The organism is Streptomyces sp. NBC_00620 (assembly GCF_026341825.1).
Classification (GTDB): Bacteria; Actinomycetota; Actinomycetes; order Streptomycetales; family Streptomycetaceae; genus Streptomyces.
Genome location: NZ_JAPENY010000001.1, coordinates 1 through 20,585, shown reverse-complemented (window position 1 = coordinate 20,585; position 20,585 = coordinate 1). Strand labels below are relative to the sequence as shown.

The window sequence follows — 20,585 nt, the reverse complement described above, 5'->3', positions numbered from 1 at the left end:
CTCAGACCTCCGTCCGCAGCAGCCGCATATACACGACCGAGAACAGCGAGCCGACGACCAACAGCAGCAACGCCACCGCAGTCCCGTACCCGATCATGCTCTTCTGGAATGCCTGCTCGTACATGAACAGCGGAAGGGTCTGGCTCTTGCCGCTCGGCCCGCCCCGGGTCATCACCCAGATCAGCCCGAAGACAGAGAGCGTCTGCAGCGTGTTGAGCATCAGATTCGTACCGATCGACCGGCGAATCATCGGCAGCGTGATGTGCCACATCCGCCGCCAGCCCCCCGCACCGTCCACCTCCGCCGCCTCCGTTATCTCCTTCGGGATTTCGTTCAGCGCGGCTGAATAGACGAGCATCGAGAAAGCCGTACCCCGCCACACATTCGCGAACGACACCGCCAGAATGGGCAAGGTGAACAACCAGTTCTGGCTGGGCAGATGGAGCCAGTCGAGGATGGCGTTCAGCGTCCCCTCCCGCCGGAAGAACGCGTACAGCAGAAACCCCGCCACCACCTCCGGCAGCACCCACGCCGTGACGACGATCCCGCCCACCACCGTCCGCACCGGCTTCGACGCCCGCTGCATGAGTGCGGCCAGGGCAAGCCCCAGCGTGTTCTGCCCGACCAGCGACGACAACACCGTGAACACCAGCGTCAGCCAGACCGCGTTGAGGAACGCCTCGTCCTCGAACGCCGCCCGGAAGTTGTCGAAGCCGACGAACGACGACTGGGCCTGGCCGGTCAACTGCAGGTCTGTGAAGGCGATGTAGGCGCAGTAGCCGATCGGGCCCGCGAGGAAGAGGAGCAGGAGGATGACGGCGGGGGAGACGGGGAGAGCGCGGACGAGGGAGCGGCGGAGGCCTCCCCGGCGAGGGGAGGCGACCTTCGCGCCTGAGGGATCCGGGGGACGGACCTGAGGCGCCACCCGCGTATCCACGCTCACTTGGTGATCACATGGTCGTCGGTGGCTGTCTTCAGCTCCTCGTCGTACCCGCTCGCCGCCTTGTCCACCGAACTGTCACCCGTCGTCACGCCCTCCATGGCCTCCTGGATGGCGGTCGAGACCTTCGGGTATGCCGGGTACGCGGGCCGGTAGTGCGTGCTCGCGACCAGGTCCGTGAAGAACTTGATGCCGGGCTGCGCGTCCACGTACGCGGGGTCGGCGGCGACGTCCTTGCGCACCGCGATACCGGAGTTGGCGATGTACCACTTCTGGGCGTTCGCCTTGGTCTGCATCGTCTCGATGAACTTGAAGGCCAGGTCGGGGTTGGAGGCCTTGGACGGGATGGACCAGGTCCAGCCGCCGGACATGCTCACCTTGCCGGGGGCCTGGCCGTTCTGCGTGGGCATGGCGGCGAGGCCGAGTTTCTCGGACCACTCGGGCCATGCGTGGCCCGCGCCCTCCAGCCAGTCCTGCGGGAGCCAGCTGCCGTCGAGGTTGATGCCGAGCTTGCCCTCGGGCAGCAGCTCGCCGCGGACCCTCGTCGCGATGTTGGGGTCGAGGGCGTCGGAGACGTCGAGGCCGAGCTTCTCCTTGTAGACCGTCTCGACGAAGCCGAGAGAGTCCTTGAAGGCCTGGCTGCCGGCGATCCACTTCTTGGAGGCGGTGTCGTACAGGGGGTCCGCGGAGCCGTCCCCCGTGCCGTACAGCAGCATCTCGAAGCCCTGCATGGTGGCGGCTTCACCGGCCGGCTTGCCCGTGTAGATGTTGAGGGGCGTGACGCCGGGGACCTTCTCCTTGATCGTGCGGGCCGCGTCGAGGACCTCGTCCCACGTCTTCGGCTGCCAGTCGCTCGGCAGGCCCGCCTTCGCGAAGATGCCCTTGTCGAACCAGAGCCCCCGGGTGTCCGTCCCGTCCGGGACGCCGTACGTCTTCCCGTCCTCGGCCTTGGCCGCCGTCTTGGCCGTATCGATGAACTGGTCCCAGTCCGCCCACTTGTCGAGGTAGGTGTCGAGGGGCTTCAAGTACCCGCTGGTGATGTCCGAGTTGATGAGGAAGGTGTCCTCGTAGACCAGGTCGGGGGCCGTCTTCGGTGACCGCAGCATCTGCTGGAGCTTCGTGTAGTACTCGGAGTCCGGGGCCTTGATCGGGACGAGCTCTATCTTCTTGCCGGGGTTCGCCTTCTCGAACTGCTTCTTCATCTCGCCCAGATAGGTGTCCATCACCTTGATGGAGTTGTCCGTGGACTGTTTGAACGAGACCTTCACGGTGTCCGGATCGCTGCCGGAACCCGATCCGCAAGCGGTGAGCGTGGTGGCGGTGAGCAGCGTGACGAGGAGAAGTGGGGCGGCGGTGGGGCGCACGGGCAGGACCTCCTGCTGGCCGACGTCGATGGTGGCCGAGATTGTCTGCTCGGTGAACCTAAGGTGGGTGTTGGAGCACGGTCAATGCCTGTGCAACGGTGCATGTCATCAACGTGACAACGTTGTTATTCGCCCACGGTCGGCCGGTGGTGGACAACCTCCCGCATACTCCAGCGTGAGGGCGGCGAGGATCCCGGTGCCGGGTCGCGCGTCGGGCACATTCCCGAGTACTGCCAAGTCGCCCACCCAGAAGGTGTGTTGGGAGCAGATCGAAGGGGGCACCGGTGCCGGAGCAAGACGTCACCGTCGGGCAGTTGCTGCTCGCCGAGTATCAGGTCGTCAAGGATGAGCAGAAGGCGCGGATCGGGTTCCGGGACAACCTGCTGTACGTAACCCTCGCCGTGGTGGCCGCAGTTGTCGCCGCGGCCGCACAGGCCAAGCAGACGTCGATGCTGCTGGCGTTTCCGCCCGTGTGCGTCGTCCTCGGGTGGACCTACCTGGTCAACGACGAGAAGATCTCCGCGATCGGGGCCTATGTCAGGGAGGAGTTGGGCCCGAGGCTCGCCGAACTCGCCTATGCCGAGGTCGCCTTCGGGTGGGAGACCGCCCATCGCGGCGACCGGCGCAGAGTGTCCCGCAAAGTCATCCAGTGCGGGGTCGACCTGCTCGCCTTCTGCGTCGTACCGCTCGCCGGGCTCGTCGTGTACTGGAGCAGTGGTCAAGTCGCGGACGGGCTGCTGGTGTTGTCCGTTGTCGAGGCGCTGGCCGCGGTGGGGCTCGGGGTCCAGGTCGTGTCGTACGCGCAACCCTCGGGGGCTGCCGTGAGTCCACCCCGTACGAGGTGAATCGTCGCGGCGGGTCATCGCAACGGGGGGCGTGATGTCGTACGACAAGGAGCACGGTTTCGTCGAGAGTGTGCGCCGGTTCTTCTGGCTGCCGGGTGAGGTTCCGCGACGTGTCTCCCCGGTCGGGCCGCTGGTGGGCGGCTGGTTCGTCTTCGCCGTCGTGGGGGCGGGGTTCATCGCCGTCGACTGGATCGATGGGTTTGTCCCGGTGGTGGTCGGCACCGTGCTCGCGTTGCTGGACGACGTGATCAAGGGAGTGCGGCATCGCTGGCCGGCCTTCGTCATCGGGCTCGGGGTCGGCTGGGCCGTCGGCAGGCTGGTGCGTACCGGCGTGCCCGCTCCCGCCGATCCCGACTGGGCCTCCTACCCCGGCCTCTTGTGCGGGAGTCTCGCCGCTTTCCTGGCCTTCGCGGCGATCACTCGGCTGCCTGAGGTCTCGCGGGCTCGGTGATGTCCCGGTGGGACATGCGAGCGTTTCCCCGCCGGGAAGGTGAACGGCCGGACAGTCGTCCTTCCCGATAGCTGACGGCTGACGCCTACGCCCGCGAGGTCACCCCTTCACCCACCGGTACTGCAACTCCGGCCGCCCCACCTGCCCGTACTGCGGACTCCGCGCGGCCCGGCCCGACTCCACCAGGTGCTCCAGGTACCGCCGGGCCGTGATCCGGGAGATGCCGACCGACTCGGCGACCCCGGCCGCGGTCAGGCCCTCGGCGCAGTCCCGCAGAGCGACGGTGACGCGCTCGAGGGTCGGGGCGCTCAGACCCTTGGGGAGCGCGGCCGGGCCCGGTGCGCGCAGGGTGGCCAGGGCGCGGTCCACCTCGTCCTGACCGCTCGCCTCGCCCGCCGCCGCGTGGAACTCCGCGTACCGGATCAGCCGGTCCCGCAAGGTGGCGAAGGTGAAGGGCTTCAGCACGTACTGGACGACCCCGAGCGACACACCCTCCCGTACGACCGCCAGATCCCTCGCCGACGTCACCGCGATCACATCCGCGTGATAGCCGGCGGCACGCAGGGAACGCGCGAGCTGCAGCCCGTGCACGTCCGGCAGATGCAGGTCGAGCAACAGCAGATCCACCGGCGTACGGTCCAGCGCACGCCGCGCCTCCGCACCCGTGTGCGCCTTCCCGACCGCCGTGAAGCCCGGCACACGGCCCACGTACATGACATGCGCGTCGGCGGCGACCGGGTCGTCCTCGACGACGAGCACGCGGATGGTGTCGGTCGTCGTACCTCTGGGGTCGGGCGTCATACGTCGCCTCCTGGCAAGGCGGGCTGGGCGGATTCGGGCCGGTCGTCCTGCTGTCGGGTCGGCGCGGCGGATGCTTCGGCATCGGGCGCCGCGGCCCTCGCCGCCGAGGACACCGTAGGCAATGGCAGCCGGGCCTCGAACTCCGCCCCGCCCCCGGCGGCCTCCGTCACCGTCAACGTACCGTCGTGCCTGCCCACGGCCTGCCGTACGAGAGCCAGTCCGAGCCCCCGCCCGCCGGGCCCCGACGGCTTGGTCGACCAGCCGCGCTGGAAGACGGCTTCCGCGTGGGCGGGAGCGACCCCCGCACCGGTGTCGGCGACCCGCAGCACCAGCCCGTCGGCGTCGGTGAACGCCGTCACCGTGACGCGTGCCCCCGTCGTGCCCTGCGCCGCGTCGACCGCGTTGTCGATGAGATTCCCCAGGACGGTGACCAGGTCGCGGGCGGAGAGTGAGTCCGGCAGGAGCCCGTCGTCGATGGCGCTGTCCTGGGACACCACCAGTTCGACGCCCCGCTCGTTGGCCTGGGCCGCCTTGCCCAGGAGCAGCGCGGCGAGGACCGGCTCGCTGACCGCCGCGACCACCTGGTCGGTGAGCGTCTGGGCCAGTTCCAGTTCCGCCGTGGCGAAGTCGACGGCCTCCTCGGCACGGTCCAGTTCGATGAGCGACACCACCGTGTGGAGACGGTTCGCGGCCTCGTGCGCCTGCGAGCGCAGCGCCAGGGTGAAGCCGCGCTCCGAGTCCAACTCGCCCATCAGGGACTGGAGTTCGGTCACGTCGCGCAAGGTCACGACGGTGCCGCGGCGTTCGCCGCCGGAGACGGGGGAGGTGTTCACGACGAGTACGCGCTCGGCGGTCAGGTGGACCTCGTCCACCCGCGGCTCCGCCGAGAGCAGCGCGCCCGTCAGCGGTGCGGGCAGCCCGAGTTCGGCCACGGAACGGCCGACCACATCGCCGCTCACGCCGAGGAGCTCCCGCCCGCCGTCGTTGATCAGCGCCACCTTGAACTGCCCGTCCAGCATCAGCAGACCCTCGCGTACGGCGTGCAGCGCGGCCTGGTGGTAGTCGTGCATGTGGCTCAGCTCGGCCGCGTTCATCCCGTGGGTGGAGCGGCGCAGCCGGGCGTTGATGACGTACGTGCCGAGACCGCCCAGGGCCAGCGCAGCCGCAGCGACCCCTAGTAGCGCCGTCACCTGTTCCTGCACACGGGCACTGATCGCCTCGACCTTGATGCCCGCGCTGACAAGACCGACGATCTTGCCGTTGTCCCAGATGGGCGTGACCGCGCGGACGGACGGGCCGAGGGTGCCGGTGTACGTCTCCGTGAAGGGCGTGCCCTCCAGCGCCGGACCGATGTGCCCCAGGAAGTGCTTCCCTATCAGCGTCTCGTCGGGGTGGGTCCAGCGGATGCCGTTCGTGTTCATGATCGTGACGAAGTCGACCCCCGTGTCCTTCTGGACCTGGAGGGCGTACGGCTGGAGCGTCTTCGTCGGCTTGGGGGTGTGGATCGCCTCGCGTACCGAAGGGGAGTCCGCCACCGCGCCGGCGACAGCCATGGCCTGGCGGCCCGCCGCGTCCTCGGCCTGGCCGCGGTCGGTGACGTAGCTGAACAGCGCGTACCCGGCGACGAGCACCGCGATCAGCACGGCCTGCATGCCGAAGAGCTGACCGGCGAGGCTGCGGGGTTTGGGGACGCGGGGGAAGCGCATGTCCAACAGTCTCCCTCTACGTATAAGTGTGAACTAAATGAACGGAAGGGTGACCGCCCTCACAAGGCGGGAGATAGTCACCGCATCCCCTGGGAGTGCGCCTCCCGGACACACCGGGAGCCCGTCTCCCGGCCCCGCCGGGAATCCGCCTCCCGGATTCCGGTAGGCGCGACTTCCAGATCCCCCGGACGTGAGCCGTACTCCGGGGTTTCCGCCGGTCGTGAGCCGCACGCCGGATGATGCCGACGACGTCGTCAAGGAGGGCAGCCGTGGCCAGCACCCCGCAAACCGCACCTGCCGCACCCGCCGCAAAGCGGGACCGCACCCACTATCTCTACATCGCCGTGATCGGCGCCGTGATCCTCGGTATCGCCGTGGGCCTGATCGCTCCCGACTTCGCGGTCGAGCTCAAGCCCATCGGCACCGGCTTCGTGAACCTCATCAAGATGATGATCTCCCCCATCATCTTCTGCACGATCGTGCTGGGCATCGGCTCGGTACGGAAGGCCGCCAAGGTCGGCGCCGTCGGCGGTATCGCGCTCGGCTACTTCCTGGTCATGTCGCTGGTGGCTCTCACCATCGGCCTGGTCGTCGGCAACATCCTGGACCCGGGTACGGGCCTCCAGGTGACCGACGCGGTCAAGGAAGCCGGTCAGGGACAGGTGTCGGCCGAGGCGCTGCCGCCGGTCGAGTTCGTGCTGTCGATCATCCCGACCACGATGATCTCCGCGTTCACCGAGGGCCAGGTCCTGCAGACCCTCCTCGTGGCGCTGCTCGCCGGGTTCGCGCTGCAGGCCATGGGATCGGCCGGACAGCCCATCCTGCGCGGAGTCGAGCACATCCAGCGGCTCGTCTTCCGCATCCTTGCCATGGTGATGTGGGCGGCCCCGCTCGGTGCCTTCGGCGCCATCGCGGCCGTCACCGGTTCCGCCGGTCTGGACGCGCTCAAGAGCCTCGCCGTCCTGATGCTCGGCTTCTACGCCACCTGCTTCCTCTTCGTCTTCATCGTGCTCGGCACGCTGCTGCGCGTCGTCGCGGGCCTGAACATCCTCACGCTCTTCAAGTACCTGGGCCGTGAGTTCCTGCTGATCCTCTCCACCTCCTCCTCCGAGTCCGCCCTCCCGCGGCTCATCGCGAAGATGGAGCACGTCGGTGTCAGCAAGCCGGTGGTCGGCATCACCATCCCGACCGGCTACTCCTTCAACCTCGACGGCACCATGATCTACATGACCATGGCCTCGCTCTACATCGCCGACGCCCTGGGCACCCCGATGTCGCTCGGCGAGCAGATCCCGCTGCTGCTCTTCCTCCTCGTCGCCTCCAAGGGCGCCGCGGGCGTCAGTGGCGCGGGTCTCGCGACCCTGGCCGGCGGTCTGCAGTCGCACAAGCCCGCCCTCGTGGACGGCATCGGCCTCATCGTCGGCATCGACCGCTTCATGAGCGAGGCGCGCGCCCTGACGAACTTCGCGGGCAACGCGGTCGCCACCGTCCTGATCGGCACCTGGACCAAGGAGATCGACATGGACCGGGTGAACCGCGTCCTCGCCGGTGAGCTGCCGTTCGACGAGAAGACCCTGCTGGACGAGGACGAGGACGGCGCGGTTCCGGCCGACGCCGAGGTCCCGGAGCAGGGCGGCGAGAAGGAACTCGCCAAGGCGTAAGCCTCGCGGGTGCCCTCCTGAACCGGGCGCCCGCGAACCGGGGACCGGGACATCCCCTCCCCAGAACGCCGAGCGGCCAGGCCTCCCCCCGTAGCCTGGCCGCTCGGTGCGTCTCCCGAAGTCGCGACCTCAGTCGCTCAGCTTCGCCACCAGCTCGGTGGCGTGTGAGGCGGGTACGCCCGCCGCGGTCAACATGGTGACCACGGCGGAGCGGCCCGCCTCTTCCGCTGCCAGCAGACCGTCGTTCACCGCCTCCATGAGGGCGAACAGCATCTGCTCGTGTACGTAGGCGAGTGCCGTCGCGGACAGCGGGGACTCGAAGACGCCCTGTTCCAGGCCGCGCCGGAGCACGTCCACACTGGCCTCGCGTACGGGTGCGAGGCGCTCGTGGATGCCCTGGGGCATGACGCTGCGCTGGGCGAGCGCGACCAGCAGCCGGTAGCGGTCGGCGATCTCCCAGACGGCGAGCGTCGAGCGGACGAGCGACTCCGCCGGCCCCCCGGCACCTTCACGAACCGCCGCGTGCGCCACCTCCACCGCCTCCACCGCGCTGTCGAACAGCGTGCAGATCAACGCCTCACGGCTCGGGAAATGCCCGTACACCGTCCGCCGTACGACGCCCGCGGCCCGCGCGATCTGGTCCATCGACGCGTCGGGGTCACGCAGCAGCTCGACGAGCGCGACGTCGAGGATGCGGCGGCGGTTCACATCCGCGCGGCTGGGGGCTTCCCTGCGGCCGGGGATCTGGGTGGTCATGGCGGCCATTCTGCACGGCCGGGGGGAAAGCCCTTGCTCCCTCCACAAGGGCTCCACCAATTGGTACGGGGGAGACGGTTCACCGGGCTCGCGCGGCTCGCGCGGCTCACGCGACTCACGGGGCTCACGCGTAAGGGTCGGTGATCTCCCGCAGCATCGACAGCGCCTGCCGCAGCTGGGACATGCGGCGCTTGCCGAGGTGAGCTTCCCACTCCTTCTCGACCTCGGCGACCGTCCCCTCGGCGACGGGGATCGCCGCGAGGCCGCGCTCGGCGACGCACACCAGCCGGGCCCGCCTGTCGGTAGGGTCCGGCACCCGCTTCACGTACCCCGCCCGCTCCAGCTGATCTACCAGGAAACCCGCCGTCTGCTTGGTGACCTGGGCCTGCTCGGCGAGTTCGGTCAGCCGCGTGCCGTTCGGGCCGATGCGCTGCATGACCCGGGCCTGGGCGGGCGTGAAGTCGTCGAAGCCCGCCTCGGCGAGCGCGGCGAAGACACGGTTCTCCAGGGCCCGGTACGGGATGAACAGGAGCAGCCCCGTGTTGAGCTCGCTCTCGGCCACCATGATCGCCACTCCCTGCTTGAGCCGTTGAGTCTCTGAGCCCCTGAGCTGCTTGACAATGGTCAGAGTCTCTGACTAATTTGGTCAGAGAAGCTTACCACTTTGAGTAGGCGGTGATCCCCATGGGCGTAGTCCTCGGCACCGAAGAGCGCTGGCAGACGATCGACCGCGAGCGAGCCGGCCTGGCCGACCTCCTGGAGAGCTTGAGCCCCGCCCAATGGGAGCTGCCGACCCAGTGCGGCGGCTGGCGCGTACGGGAAGTCGCCGCGCATCTCACGCTTGCCCCGCGCATCTCGTACGGGACGGCCGTACGGGAGTTGGTCCGCGCCCGCGGCAACATCGACCGGATGATCCACGACACCGCCGTTCGCGCCGCCGACCGGCCACCCGCGGACATCCTTGCCGACCTCCGCTCGACCGTCGGCTCCCGACGCCTCGCCCCCGGCACCACCCGCCGCGAACCACTCCTCGACATCCTCGTCCACGGCCAGGACATCGCCCTCGCCGTCGCCCGCGAACGAACCATGCCCCTCGAAGCCGCCCGCGACGCGGCCGACCGCGTATGGACGATGCGCTTCCCACCCCGCCCGTGGCCCCTCCCGCACGCCCGGCTCGTCGCCACGGACATCGAGTGGACCCGGGGCGAGGGCGCGGAGATCAGCGGCCCAGTCTCCGCGCTGCTGCTCCTGCTGACGGGGCGTAGGGAGGCGGCGGTGCCCCGGCTCAACGGGGCGGTTCCGACGGGTAGTTGAAGAGGGCCGTTCGAAGTCCAGGACGGCGAGACCATTTCCGGCTGGGGGGAGGCTCCGGTCTTGCGTGACGCAAGGCCGGAGCCGCCGGATCTCAGCCGAGGGCCACACATCCCAGCACTCAAGGGGCGGGGGAGCGCTTGGATGTCCGTCGCCAGGCTAAAGGAGTCGACTGGAAAGAGGGAGCGTCCAGGAACGGTGAGCGAGCTGGAAGTAACCACAAATTCCGGCCTCTCGGCAATATTTGAAGGTACATCCGGAGGCGCCAGCAATGAGACAGTAGCGCTGGGCCTCAAATCTCTCCTCGACACTGTGGTGCACCCCGTGGCGGGTGCAGTGAGATCGCATGCATCAATAGTGCGCTACAGGCGGGGATAGATGTGCTGGATATTACTTCCGCTGGAGGGAGAAGGTAGTGAGACGCGAGAAGGGGCATATTCTCGAGAATCCGAATGGAATGACGCCTCGGGCGGCCTCGTTCCTTGGTGAACGTGCCACGCGAGTTCCACGGGGGCGCGAGAACCTTGGTGAGCAGGCTGACTTCGCGAGTGCGGCTGCCTGCTTCGGCGTAGAGCTTGAAGAGGTAGTGCTCAGGGCGTCTTGGATTGGCCAGCGCTTTGGTGGGCTTCGTTACAGGAGTGACTCGTGGTCGTTCGAGGAGGAAATTGGGTTCTTCCCGTCCTTGGATTTCGATGAAGAGGATGATGGGATCCTTCTGTCCTTGATCGAGCACACTGTCGCGCATCCGTTTGGCGTGTGGGTGAACCTTGATGGCGTCGTGTATTTCATGTTCCCTGAGGTGGAGGGCGGAGATTATGTCAAGGCCTTCGGGAGCGTTGAAGGGATGATTGAATCTGATGCGCTCCATTCCGAGTGCATGAGCTGGGATGTCGCTGGTCGCGGTGGTGCAGAATCTTTGGATGAAGTGCGTGGGCGATGCCGGAACTTGCAGCGTGCCGAAGAGGTTGACGGCAGTAGCGAGGCCTGGTTTTTCGGTGATGGATTTAGAGTACATATTTGGGAGACCTGGGCGAATGTATTCGCTCGGGATGAACTGTCTCGGTGGGCCGTCTGGGCTTGTGATCCAGCGGGTCGAGAGAATGCTCGACGATTTCTCCTTGGCGTGTTGTAGGCCGTTCCTGCGTGTCGTCTTTGGCTATTTATTCGTGACCTTTTGGTGGTTGCGTGAGTCGCGCCCGAGCTGTTCTCATTCAATTGTTCTGACGTGCTTTTGATTGATTGGATGGCATTTCGTGGCGCCGAAGATATTGGCCAGAGTTATTGAGCGTTCGCAGGGTTTGTTGGAGCCTGGTGAGCGTGTGGAGCGGGTCTTGCTGGCGCAGGGTGGGATCAATCCCTGGGCGCAGGTCGGGTTTTTCCTGGCGGGGCTGATCGGGGTCCGGGTTGTGGTTGTCGCGGCCGGGGCGGAGAGCGGGCTCGGGGCGCTCGGGGGTGCCCTCGGTGGGCTGGTCGGGGCGGCGGTTGCCATGGCGTTGACGACGCGGCGGGTGGTGCTGGTGACCGACCGGGGTGTCGTGGTGCTGGAGTACGGGCGGTTCGGGGGTGTGAAGCCGACCAAGGTCATCGCGCGGCTGCCGCGGGGCACGGGGATCGGGGCCCTGTCCGGTACGTGGGCGCAGACCGAGTTGGCCGGGGAGCGGCTGTGGGTGCACAAGAAGTGGCACGGGGATGCGGCCGCGTTCGCGGGGCGGCTCGGCTAGGGGCCGGCAAGCAGGCGAAGCCGAGTGGGCCGGGCGTCCGTTGTAGGGCGCCCGGTTGCGTACGTAGGCATGACAGAGAGCAAGGGAAAGGGTGGGGCGCGTGGTCCGGAATGTGTGGGGGCGCGCGGCGGTGGCATCGGTGATGTTGGCGCTGGTGGCGGGGTGCGGTTCGAGTGAGGGAGCCGCGGAGCTGGGGGCCGGCGCGGAGGGTTCCGCGGTGACGGAGTCGACCTCGGCTTCTCCTTCTGCTGCGGTCTCGGCGGTGGCGGACACGGGCAGCGACCCGTTGACCGAGGCCCAGCTCACCAAGGCTCAGTTGGAGCAAGGTGACCTGGAGGGGTACAACATCACGGCGGTTGCGAGCACGGACACCGAGGCACCTCCCATCGACGCCGACGACGACGTGTGTGCGGCCGTGTCGATGATGATGTTCTTCTCGCTGAGCGTCACTCCCGAGGCCCGCGTCGGCCGGTCCGTGTCCGGCACGTCCGGCGACACGGCGGGTACGGGTACGAGCGTGCTGCTCGCCTCCTACCAGGAAGCCGACGCCAATCAGGGCATCGCCGACCTGGCGGCCTCCGTGAAAGGGTGCCCGGACGGCTTCGAGGTGACCGAGGACCTGAAGGCGTCCGCGGTGAAGTCCTTGGACACCCCGGATGCCGGGGACGAAGCGGTGGCCTTCCGACTGAGCGGTGGGATGCTCGGTGCGGACACCCCGACCGCGTACACCGTCGTACGGTCCGGATCGACCCTCGCGGTGTTCTTCACGGTCGACATGACGGACCCGAAGACGGTCACCGTCCCGGACGAGGTCGTCACGGCGCAGCTCGCCAAGCTGGAGAAGACGGCGGGCTGAGCCGTCTCCGGCGGACGGATCGCCGCCGTGCATCCCTTTGGGGACATCCCGCCCAAATCCTTTGACTGGTCCACGTGTTCGGGCCCACGCTGGGAGGCCTCAGTGAGCCGGGACGGCGTGGAGGCAGCATGGGTGAGACCGAGATCATCAGCAGTTCGGAGTACAGGGCCCGGGTCGCTGCGGAGGGGGCGGGGCCGGCTCTGTCGCTCGATCGGGTGGCCGAGCTGTTCCAGGAGTTTCTCGAGGCGGTCGCGCGGCCGAAGCGGCGGGACGGCGACGATCGCAACCTCGCCGAGCGGATGCGGGCGCATCTGGGGTCCGCGCCCGGGGACCAGCCGGTGGTCAAGGCGGCGTATGCCCCGTACGACCTGCCCAATGTGCATCTGGCGCTGGAGCGCTGGTTCGCGGCGGACGGGCGTTCGTACGAGCTGATCGGCATGCGGGGCTCCTCCCATCACGGGGACCTGACGCTGGGCGAGATCCTTGAATCGGCCGACCGCTACAACCGGTTCGTGATCGGCGCGGTCGACTACGCGCATCTGCCGGTCTCCCCCGACGAGGAACTCGCCTGTGTGTCCTTCGGGTTCTACCTCGGAGTGGAGGGTGAGGAGCGGTTCGCGGTGCTGCTGCGCGGCCCGGCGGACCAGTACGGGCGCAACAAGGTCGAGATCGAAGTCCTTGCCCAGGAGAAGGAGTTCGCGGACCGGCTGCTCGCCGAGATCGACGTACTCGTACGCGAGCACAACATCTTCCGAGGGCAGGTCCTCTCCTTCGAGGGCTCCGACTTCGACCATGGTCTCGGCCCCTTCCGCTTCCACCGCCGTCCCGGGCTCAGCCGCGAGGAGATCGTGCTGCCGGCCGGGCTGCTGGAGCGAGTCGAGCGGCAGGTGGTGGGGGTGGCGCGGCGCCGTGAACGGCTCCTCGCCGCCGGGCAGCACCTGCGTCGCGGCCTTCTCCTGTACGGTCCGCCCGGCACCGGCAAGACCCACACGATCCGCTATCTCCTCTCCCACCTGCCGGAGTTCACGGTCGTCGTCCTCGCAGGCACGAGCATCAACGCCATCGGCCCGGCGTGCGCGCTCGCCCGCATGCTCCAGCCCGCGCTCGTCGTCCTGGAGGACTGCGACCTGATCGCCGAGGCCCGCGACTACGGGGGCGGTGAACAGCCCCTCCTCTTCCAGGTGTTGAACGAGATGGACGGTCTGGGCGACGACGCGGACGTCGCCTTCCTGCTCACCACCAACCGGGCCGATCTGCTGGAACCGGCGCTCGTCCAGCGCCCCGGCCGCGTCGACCTCGCCGTCGAGATCCCCGTCCCGGACGCCGAGGGCCGCGCCCGCCTCCTCACCCTGTACGGCTCCTCCCTCGACCTCGGCAAGGACCTCACCGACGAGATCGTCGCCCGCACGGACGGCACGACGGCCTCCTTCACCAAAGAGCTCGTACGACGGGCCGTACTGATCGCCGCGGAGCGGGAGGCGGAGTTCACCGAGCCTGACGATCTGCGCGCGGCCGTCGACGAGCTGCTCTCCGACCGGGACCGACTGACGCGGAGGCTGCTGGGGGTACGGGACTCCGGGGACGACGGACTCGACGGAGTCGAGGAGTTCCTGTCGGCACAGGAAGACGGATAGAGGGACAGAGGGACAGAGGGATGGGCGGACGGGGGAACAGCAACGGCCGGAGCCCGCATGAGGGCCCCGGCCGTCGGCTGCTTCTCGTCTATCCGAACTGGCCGGGCTGGTAGTCGCCGGCGGGCTGCTGGACGATGACGTTCATGCGGTTGAAGGCGTTGATGAGGGCGATGGTGCACATCAGGGCGGCGAGCTGCTCCTCGTCGTAGTGCTTGGCGGCATTCGCCCAGGCCTCGTCCGTGACACCGCCGGCCGCGTCGGCGATGCGGGTGCCCTGCTCCGCCAGCTCCAGGGCGGCGCGCTCGGCATCGGTGAACACCGTGGCCTCGCGCCAGGCCGCGACCAGGTTGAGGCGCGTCGAGGTCTCCCCGGCGTGTGCGGCGTCCTTGGTGTGCATGTCGGTGCAGAAGCCGCAGCCGTTGATCTGGCTGGCGCGGAGCTTCACCAGTTCCTGTGTCGAGACCGGCACCGTCGAGTCCGCGAGCACCCTTCCCGCGGCGACGATGTGCTTCCCGAACTTGGCTGCGACCGGGTTGGTGAAGAGGTTCAACCGAGCTTCCATGGTGTGCACTCCCTTGCAATTGCCTGCGGATACACCTCTGTGACGGGCCGGCTCGGCGGTTTGTGACATGAGTGGGGGCGACATGGGCGAATGTGACGCGCGTCTCGGACCCGGAGCGTTCGGCAGCCAGGTCCTAGCGCCCCGCCGCCCCGTCGAGCCTCGCCAAGTCGGCCGGTGTCAGTGCCAGGTCCGCCGCTCCTGCGGAGTCCCGGATCGTCTCCGGGCGGCTGGCGCCGGGGATCGGGAGCACGGTCGGTGAGGTGGCCAGCAGCCAGGCCAGGCAGATTTGTTGGGGGGTGACGCCGTAGGCGCGGGCCAGTTCGTGGAAGGCGTTGAAGCGGGGGTCGGGCTCCGGGTTGGACGGGCCGTCCAGGGAGCTGCGGGAGATGCCGCCGAGGGGGCTCCAGGGAAGGAAGGCGATGCCGAGGTCGGCGCAGAGGCGGAGTTCGGGGGTGCTGTCGCGGACGGCGGGGGAGTACTGGTTCTGGACCGAGGCCAGGCGGTCGCCGAGGATCGCGTGGGCCTGCTGGATCTGGGCGACGGTCGTGTTGGAGATTCCGGCGAGGCGGATCTTGCCCTCGTCGAGGAGTTCGCGCAGGGCGCCGAGCGAGTCCTCGAAGGGGACGGCCGGGTCGGGCTTGTGGAGTTGGTAGAGGCCGATCGCCTCCACGCCGAGTCGCTTGAGGGAGGCCTCCGCGGCCGACTTGAGGTGGCGCGGGGAACCCGTCACCGTCCAGCTCCCGTCGGCCGGTCTGCCGCGCCCGCCCTTCGTGGTCACCAGTACGTCGGCAGTGTCGCCGCCGTACGTCGCCAGGGCGCGGGCGACGAGCCGTTCGTTGTGGCCGGGCTCCTCGCCGGGCAGGTGGTAGGAGTCCGCCGTGTCCAGCAGCGTGACGCCCGCGTCGAGGGCGGCGTGCACGGTGGCGACGGCACGCGCCTCGTCCGGGCGGCCCTCGATGGACAGCGGCATCGCACCGAGGCCGATCGCGCCGACGCGGAGGTCTCCAAGAAGCCTGTAGTGCACGTCAGTTGTCCTCTCCGAGTGTTTCGGCGACCGCCCGCGGCAGCCATTCCCGCGCCTCGCCGAAGGTGAAACCGAGCTTCGTAGCCCGGGAGTTGTCCATCCCGTACGACCGCGCGAACGAGAACGGCGAGACATCCCCGACCTCGACACTCCGGAAGAGCGTCCTGCCCTCCGGGAGGTGGACGGCCACCGCCGCGCACAACTCCTCGGTGGTGAGCACCCCGTGGGAGGCGGCGTTCACCGGACCGGTGAATTCGGCGCCCGCCGTCCAGGTGAGGAAGTCCGCGATCTCCTCGACGTGGATGTAGGTGGCGGGGTGGTTCGCGGCGGGTACGGCGATCGGCTCGCCGGTGCGGATGCGGTCGGTGTAGTGGTCCAGGCGGCCGGTGAAGTCGTCGTCTCCGCCCAGGACATGGGCGACGCGCACGGCCACGTACGGAAACCCGGGGCCGGCGGCCGCGAGGACCGCCTCGGCCTGCCGCTTGCCCTCGCCGTAGTGCGTGTCGACGAACTCCGGGTCGTCCCAGGGGAGTTCGAGGTCGACTGCGATCGTACGAGGGTCCACGGCATCCTCGGGCACGAGGGCCGCCGAGTCCTCGTACTCGTACACCTCGACGGTGGACGTCATGACGTACCGCTGCGTGCGGCCCGCGAAGACGCGTCGCGCGATCTCGGCCTGCCTGGGCGTGTAGCAGACCTGGTCGATGACGACATCGAACGCACGCGAACCCAGCGCGCTTTCCAGGGACTTCTCGTCATTGCGGTCGGCGACGAGGTGAATTGCCCCCGGGGGCGGCGGCGACGAACCGCGGTTGATGACGGTGACCCGGTCTCCGGCGGCAATCAGCCGGGCGATCACCCGCTTTCCGAAATACCGGTTTCCGCCAATGACGCATACCTCGCGCACGCTGTCCCTCCCCGCAAAACAATCCCTGAGCTGCTGTGGTCATAATTCTCCCGAGGTGACAGTGAGGTCTGAAGGGGGAGTCATGGGAGTTCCGGCCGCGGCACCGAAGGAACCACGGCATCTGCGCGCCGCCGCCAACGAAACGTCGGCGGCCTTCGATGCGCTGGACCGGCAGATCCTGGAACTGCTGCAGAGCGACGGCCGGATCAAGCTCAGTGAGCTGGGCCGCCGCGTCCGGCTGAGCCCGGCCGCCGTCGCCGAACGCGTCCGGCGCCTGGAGTCGACGGGCGCCGTCACCGGCTACGGCGCCCACGTCTCGCCGCCCCGCCTCGGCTACGGCATCCAGGCATTCATCCGCGTCAACCCGCACGGCGGCTACACCCTGAAGCACCCCAGGACCCTCGAACTCCTCGCCCGCCCGGAGGTCGTCGAGGTCCACCACGTCGTCGGTGAGGACTGCTGGATCCTCAAGGTCGTGGTCGAGGACACCATCCACCTGGAGGACGTCCTGGAGCAGACCTCCGCCCTCGGCCGCACGACGACGTCGATCGTCCTGTCGTCCCCGGTGGAACGGAAGCCGCTGCTGCCGCCCGCCCACGGGACACCCCCGACAACATCCTTGCCTTGACGTCGGCGTCAAGGATTACCGTCGCGGTATGCGAATCGGCGAGCTGGCCGCGCGGGCCGGGACCTCCACGCGGACTCTGCGGTACTACGAGTCGCGGGGGCTGCTGCCCGCGCGGCGGGGCGAGAACGGGTACCGGACGTACGACGAGGACGATCTGCGGCTGCTGCAGCAGATCAGGACCCTGCAGGACTTCGGGTTCGACCTGGAGGAGACGCGGCCCTTCGTGGAGTGTCTGCGGGCCGGGCACCCGGAGGGCGACTCGTGCCCCGCGTCGCTCGAGGTCTACCGGCGCAAGCTCGGTGAACTCGACGCGGTGATCGACGAGTTGGTGGCGGTGCGCGCGACGGTCGGCGAGCAGTTGGCGCGGGCGGAGCGGGCGCGTGACGAGCTGGCGGCCGACGCAGGGGTTCCGGGTGGCCCGGAACCCGTATGCGAACTGGGAGGGCGGACGCGGTGATCAAGGCAGCGGGTGTGGCCGAGGTGACGGACGCGGACTTCGAGGCGGAGGTGATCGGGGCGGAGCTGCCCGTGCTGGTGGAGTTCACGGCCGACTGGTGCCCGCCGTGCCGGCAGATGGCGCCGGTGCTGAGCGCCCTCGCCGCCGAGGAGGGCGACCGGCTCAAGGTCGTACAGCTGGATGTGGACAGGAATCCGGGGACCACGCTGGCGTACGGCGTCCTGTCGATGCCCACGTTCATGGTGTTCCGGGGTGGTGAGCCGGTGAAGTCGATGGTGGGGTCCAGGCCGAAGCGGCGGCTTCTGGAGGAGCTGTCCGAGGTGATGTGAGTCCGCCCGGCGGACCCGGCCGCGCAAAAGAAATCCCCCGAGCAATTGCGCTCGGGGGATTTCCTTGCGTATATTTAATGGTTCGCGACTTCAAGGGGATTGAATCGCGGAGAAGTTCACTGAGCAGAGTATATCGGGCCGGGAGTGGAATTGTCAAACAGGGGCTCAAACACAGACTCCACCACAGGATTCACCGACGACGAATTGCGGATCGAGCAGGAATTCATCGACGGGCTGTACACACGCGTGGACGCGCTGCGCGGTGTCACGGAGGCCTCCGTCGTGGACGCGCTCGGGCAGGGCAACACGCCCATGCAGGCGCGGCTTGAGCGGGACGTGCTCGTCGCCGAACGCTCGGGGCTGCTGGCCGCGCTGAACGCCGTGGACGGTTCGCTCTGCTTCGGCCGTATCGACCTCACCTCCGGCGTCAGCCACCACATCGGCCGTCTCGGGATCCGCGCCGACGACACCGAGCACACCCCGATCCTCATCGACTGGCGGGCCCCGGTCGCCCGCCCCTTCTACCTGGCCACCGGACACACCCCGATGGGCCTGCGCCGACGCCGGCACATCACCACCGACGGGCGGCAGGTCACCGACCTGCACGACGAGATCCTCGACCTCGGCGACCACGAGCGCACCGGGCACGAGGACCCGAGCGGCGACGCGGTGCTCCTCGCCGCGCTGAACTCGGCGCGCACCGGGCGCATGAGCGACATCGTCCAGACCATCCAGGCCGAGCAGGACCAGATCATCCGCGCGCCGTACCAGGGTGTGCTGGTGGTCGAGGGCGGTCCCGGCACCGGCAAGACGGCCGTCGCGCTGCACCGTGCCGCCTATCTGCTGTACGAGTACCGGGAGTTGCTCGCCAAGCGTGCCGTCCTGATCGTCGGCCCCAACCCCGCCTTCCTCGGCTACATCGGCGAGGTGCTGCCCTCGCTCGGCGAGACGGGTGTGCTCCTCGCGACGATCGGGGAACTGTTCCCCGGCGTGAAGGCGACCGCCACGGACACCTCCGAAGCGGCTGCCGTGAAGGGGCGCGCCGACATGGCCGACGTGCTCGCCGCCGTCGTACGGGACCGGCAGGCCCTTCCCGACCCCGTCATCGCCATCGAGCACGACCGGGACATCCTCATGCTCGACGCCGGGCTCGTACGGGTCGCCCGCGAGCGCACCCGCGAGGCCCAACTGCCGCACAACGTCGCGCGTGAGCACTTCGAGGGCCACATCCTCAACACCCTCACCGACATGCTGGCCGAACGCATCGGCACGGATCCCTTCGACGGCTCGAACCTCCTCGACGCGAGCGACATCACGCAGATCCGTGACGAGCTGGCCGAGAACCCCGAAGTCTGGGACGCGATCGAGCAGTTGTGGCCGCGGCTGACTCCGCAGCGAGTGGTCGCCGACTTCCTCGCCGAGCCCGACGGCTATCTGCCGGACGGGGACGCGGACGCCATCCGGCGGGAGGTCACGCGCGCGTGGACCACCGCGGACGTTCCGCTGCTGGACGAGGCGGCGGAGCTGCTGGGCGAGGACGACCGGGTGGCCCGGGCCCTCGCCGACCAGGAACGGCGTAGCCAAATCGCTTACGCACAAGGCGTGTTGGACGTCTCCTACGCTTCCCGCACGTACGAGTTCGAGGACAAGGACGAGGAGGACTCCGAGGTCCTCTCCGCGCACAACATCATCGACGCCGAGCGGATGGCCGAGCGCCACGAGGAGGACGACCACCGCAGCGCCGCCGAGCGGGCTGCCGGTGACCGGACCTGGGCGTTCGGGCACATCATCGTGGACGAGGCCCAGGAACTGTCGCCCATGGCCTGGCGGCTGCTGATGCGGCGGAGTCCTACGCGGTCGATGACGCTCGTCGGCGACCCCGCGCAGACCTCCGAAGCGGGTGGGGTCGGATCCTGGGAGGGGATCCTCTCTCCCTACGTCGGGGACCGGTGGGAGCACGTCCGGCTCGCCGTCAACTACCGGACTCCGTCCGAGATCATGGACCTTGCGGCGGGGGTGCTGCGGGCGGAGCATCCTGGGTTCGAGCCGCCTCGGTCCGTGCGGAGTACTGGCGTACGGCCGTGGGTGCGCGCCGTTTCTGATGACCTCCCGGGCGCTGTCGCCAAGGCTGTTGCCGAGTTGGCGCCTGCGGAGGGGCGGCTTGCGGTGATTGCGCCGCGGGGGCTGCACGGGGCCCTTGCCGGGGGGCTGGACGGGGTGACGGTGGGGGAGGCGCCCGATCTCACTCGTGAGGTTGTGCTTCTTGATCCTCGGCAGGCCAAGGGGTTGGAGTTCGACTCCGTGTTGGTGGTTGAGCCCGGGGGGTTCGGGACGAGTGATCTGTATGTGGCGCTGACTCGGGCTACGCAGGTGGTGGGGGTGCTTTATACGGGGGAGTTGCCTGGGGTGTTGAGGGGGGCGGGGGCGGTGTAGGCGGTTTTTCGCCCCCTCCGCCCCTACCCGTCCCGTTCCTGGGGGCTGCCGCCCCCAGACCCCCGCTTCGGCCTGGACGGCCTCGTCCTCAAACGCCGGACGGGCTAAAGGTGTTCAGCCTCTCCGGCGTTTGAGGAGCGGGGGTTTGGGGGCGGAGCCCCCAAGGGACGGGAATGGGTAGGGGCGGAGGGGGCGAAAA

At 68.6% G+C, this 20,585-nt stretch carries 21 protein-coding genes; 12 read left to right on the top strand and 9 right to left on the bottom strand.

Annotation, left to right across the window (positions count from 1 at the left end):
* Position 1 precedes the first annotated feature (1 nt).
* Entirely contained in the window at positions 2-814 is an 813-nt protein-coding gene (locus OG246_RS00105; protein ID WP_266463713.1) for a carbohydrate ABC transporter permease, read from the bottom strand.
* Positions 815-939: 125 nt separating this feature from the next.
* Complete coding sequence (locus OG246_RS00100; RefSeq protein WP_266463710.1) at positions 940-2,310, bottom strand: extracellular solute-binding protein; 1,371 nt, start codon at positions 2,308-2,310, stop codon at positions 940-942.
* Between the two features lie 278 nt (positions 2,311-2,588).
* On the opposite strand from OG246_RS00100, the gene OG246_RS00095 reads away from it, so the two are divergent.
* Positions 2,589-3,149 carry a hypothetical protein gene (locus OG246_RS00095; protein ID WP_266454103.1) on the top strand — a complete coding sequence of 187 codons (561 nt, stop codon included), beginning with the start codon at positions 2,589-2,591 and terminating at the stop codon, positions 3,147-3,149.
* A gap of 34 nt (positions 3,150-3,183) precedes the next feature.
* On the top strand, positions 3,184-3,600 hold the full coding sequence (locus OG246_RS00090) for a hypothetical protein (protein WP_266454100.1): 417 nt from the start codon (positions 3,184-3,186) through the stop codon (positions 3,598-3,600).
* Between the two features lie 99 nt (positions 3,601-3,699).
* On the opposite strand, the gene OG246_RS00085 is transcribed toward OG246_RS00090, so the two are convergent.
* Together OG246_RS00085 and OG246_RS00080 are read right to left on the bottom strand one after the other, a co-directional pair.
* Positions 3,700-4,401 carry a response regulator gene (locus tag OG246_RS00085; RefSeq protein ID WP_266454098.1) on the bottom strand — a complete coding sequence of 234 codons (702 nt, stop codon included), beginning with the start codon at positions 4,399-4,401 and terminating at the stop codon, positions 3,700-3,702.
* A complete protein-coding gene (locus tag OG246_RS00080) occupies positions 4,398-6,107 on the bottom strand; it encodes a sensor histidine kinase (RefSeq protein ID WP_266454096.1) in 1,710 nt (569 codons plus the stop codon). Before OG246_RS00080 ends, OG246_RS00085 begins: the two co-directional genes overlap by 4 nt.
* A 239-nt stretch (positions 6,108-6,346) precedes the next feature.
* Between OG246_RS00080 and OG246_RS00075 the strand changes: the two genes are divergently transcribed.
* A complete protein-coding gene (locus tag OG246_RS00075) occupies positions 6,347-7,768 on the top strand; it encodes a cation:dicarboxylase symporter family transporter (protein WP_266463705.1) in 1,422 nt (473 codons plus the stop codon).
* A gap of 129 nt (positions 7,769-7,897) precedes the next feature.
* Here the strand turns inward: OG246_RS00075 and OG246_RS00070 are convergent, their stop codons facing one another.
* The gene (locus tag OG246_RS00070) at positions 7,898-8,533 is read right to left on the bottom strand and encodes a TetR/AcrR family transcriptional regulator (RefSeq protein WP_266454094.1); all 636 of its coding nucleotides are present in this window, start codon (positions 8,531-8,533) and stop codon (positions 7,898-7,900) included.
* 115 nt (positions 8,534-8,648) lie between these two features.
* Positions 8,649-9,089: a MarR family winged helix-turn-helix transcriptional regulator gene (locus OG246_RS00065; RefSeq protein WP_266454092.1), complete on the bottom strand. Its 441-nt coding sequence runs from the start codon at positions 9,087-9,089 to the stop codon at positions 8,649-8,651.
* A 119-nt stretch (positions 9,090-9,208) separates the two neighbouring features.
* On the opposite strand from OG246_RS00065, the gene OG246_RS00060 reads away from it, so the two are divergent.
* The 5 genes from OG246_RS00060 (at position 9,209) to OG246_RS00040 (ending at position 14,046) form a co-directional block, all read left to right on the top strand.
* Complete coding sequence (locus tag OG246_RS00060) at positions 9,209-9,838, top strand: maleylpyruvate isomerase family mycothiol-dependent enzyme (protein ID WP_266454090.1); 630 nt, start codon at positions 9,209-9,211, stop codon at positions 9,836-9,838.
* A gap of 412 nt (positions 9,839-10,250) precedes the next feature.
* Positions 10,251-10,967 (top strand): hypothetical protein, encoded by a 717-nt coding sequence (locus OG246_RS00055; RefSeq protein WP_266454088.1) that lies wholly within the window; start codon positions 10,251-10,253, stop codon positions 10,965-10,967.
* Between the two features lie 199 nt (positions 10,968-11,166).
* Complete coding sequence (locus OG246_RS00050) at positions 11,167-11,556, top strand: hypothetical protein (RefSeq protein ID WP_266454087.1); 390 nt, start codon at positions 11,167-11,169, stop codon at positions 11,554-11,556.
* A 100-nt stretch (positions 11,557-11,656) separates the two neighbouring features.
* On the top strand, positions 11,657-12,412 hold the full coding sequence (locus OG246_RS00045) for a hypothetical protein (RefSeq protein ID WP_266454086.1): 756 nt from the start codon (positions 11,657-11,659) through the stop codon (positions 12,410-12,412).
* A gap of 128 nt (positions 12,413-12,540) precedes the next feature.
* Entirely contained in the window at positions 12,541-14,046 is a 1,506-nt protein-coding gene (locus OG246_RS00040; protein WP_266454085.1) for an ATP-binding protein, read from the top strand.
* 88 nt (positions 14,047-14,134) lie between these two features.
* Here the strand turns inward: OG246_RS00040 and OG246_RS00035 are convergent, their stop codons facing one another.
* The 3 genes from OG246_RS00035 to OG246_RS00025 all read right to left on the bottom strand — a co-directional run bounded on the left by OG246_RS00035 (position 14,135) and on the right by OG246_RS00025 (position 16,539).
* On the bottom strand, positions 14,135-14,608 hold the full coding sequence (locus OG246_RS00035; RefSeq protein WP_266454083.1) for a carboxymuconolactone decarboxylase family protein: 474 nt from the start codon (positions 14,606-14,608) through the stop codon (positions 14,135-14,137).
* 133 nt (positions 14,609-14,741) lie between these two features.
* Positions 14,742-15,632, bottom strand: a complete 891-nt coding sequence (locus OG246_RS00030; protein WP_266454079.1) for an aldo/keto reductase — start codon at positions 15,630-15,632, stop codon at positions 14,742-14,744.
* 1 nt (position 15,633) lies between these two features.
* Positions 15,634-16,539 carry an NAD-dependent epimerase/dehydratase family protein gene (locus OG246_RS00025; RefSeq protein ID WP_266454078.1) on the bottom strand — a complete coding sequence of 302 codons (906 nt, stop codon included), beginning with the start codon at positions 16,537-16,539 and terminating at the stop codon, positions 15,634-15,636.
* A gap of 82 nt (positions 16,540-16,621) precedes the next feature.
* Here OG246_RS00025 and OG246_RS00020 point away from each other — a divergent pair, with 82 nt between their 5' ends.
* The 4 genes from OG246_RS00020 to OG246_RS00005 all read left to right on the top strand — a co-directional run bounded on the left by OG246_RS00020 (position 16,622) and on the right by OG246_RS00005 (position 20,386).
* Positions 16,622-17,167, top strand: coding sequence for an Lrp/AsnC family transcriptional regulator (locus OG246_RS00020; RefSeq protein WP_266454077.1), 546 nt, complete (start codon positions 16,622-16,624; stop codon positions 17,165-17,167).
* 28 nt (positions 17,168-17,195) lie between these two features.
* The gene (locus OG246_RS00015) at positions 17,196-17,624 is read left to right on the top strand and encodes a MerR family transcriptional regulator (RefSeq protein ID WP_266454075.1); all 429 of its coding nucleotides are present in this window, start codon (positions 17,196-17,198) and stop codon (positions 17,622-17,624) included.
* A gap of 14 nt (positions 17,625-17,638) precedes the next feature.
* Positions 17,639-17,953 (top strand): co-chaperone YbbN, encoded by a 315-nt coding sequence (locus OG246_RS00010; RefSeq protein WP_266463702.1) that lies wholly within the window; start codon positions 17,639-17,641, stop codon positions 17,951-17,953.
* Between the two features lie 204 nt (positions 17,954-18,157).
* Complete coding sequence (locus tag OG246_RS00005) at positions 18,158-20,386, top strand: UvrD-helicase domain-containing protein (protein ID WP_266454074.1); 2,229 nt, start codon at positions 18,158-18,160, stop codon at positions 20,384-20,386.
* Positions 20,387-20,585: the final 199 nt, after the last annotated feature.

Bases quoted from the DNA above. Each gene is read 5' to 3' on its own strand.
- OG246_RS00090 (WP_266454100.1), top strand. From the start codon at position 3,184: ATGTCGTACGACAAGGAGCACGGTTTCGTCGAGAGTGTGCGCCGGTTC.
- OG246_RS00085 (WP_266454098.1), bottom strand. From the start codon at position 4,401: ATGACGCCCGACCCCAGAGGTACGACGACCGACACCATCCGCGTGCTC.
- OG246_RS00080 (WP_266454096.1), bottom strand. From the start codon at position 6,107: ATGCGCTTCCCCCGCGTCCCCAAACCCCGCAGCCTCGCCGGTCAGCTC.
- OG246_RS00075 (WP_266463705.1), top strand. From the start codon at position 6,347: ATGCCGACGACGTCGTCAAGGAGGGCAGCCGTGGCCAGCACCCCGCAA.
- OG246_RS00070 (WP_266454094.1), bottom strand. From the start codon at position 8,533: ATGGCCGCCATGACCACCCAGATCCCCGGCCGCAGGGAAGCCCCCAGC.
- OG246_RS00065 (WP_266454092.1), bottom strand. From the start codon at position 9,089: ATGGTGGCCGAGAGCGAGCTCAACACGGGGCTGCTCCTGTTCATCCCG.
- OG246_RS00060 (WP_266454090.1), top strand. From the start codon at position 9,209: ATGGGCGTAGTCCTCGGCACCGAAGAGCGCTGGCAGACGATCGACCGC.
- OG246_RS00040 (WP_266454085.1), top strand. From the start codon at position 12,541: ATGGGTGAGACCGAGATCATCAGCAGTTCGGAGTACAGGGCCCGGGTC.
- OG246_RS00035 (WP_266454083.1), bottom strand. From the start codon at position 14,608: ATGGAAGCTCGGTTGAACCTCTTCACCAACCCGGTCGCAGCCAAGTTC.
- OG246_RS00020 (WP_266454077.1), top strand. From the start codon at position 16,622: ATGGGAGTTCCGGCCGCGGCACCGAAGGAACCACGGCATCTGCGCGCC.
- OG246_RS00015 (WP_266454075.1), top strand. From the start codon at position 17,196: ATGCGAATCGGCGAGCTGGCCGCGCGGGCCGGGACCTCCACGCGGACT.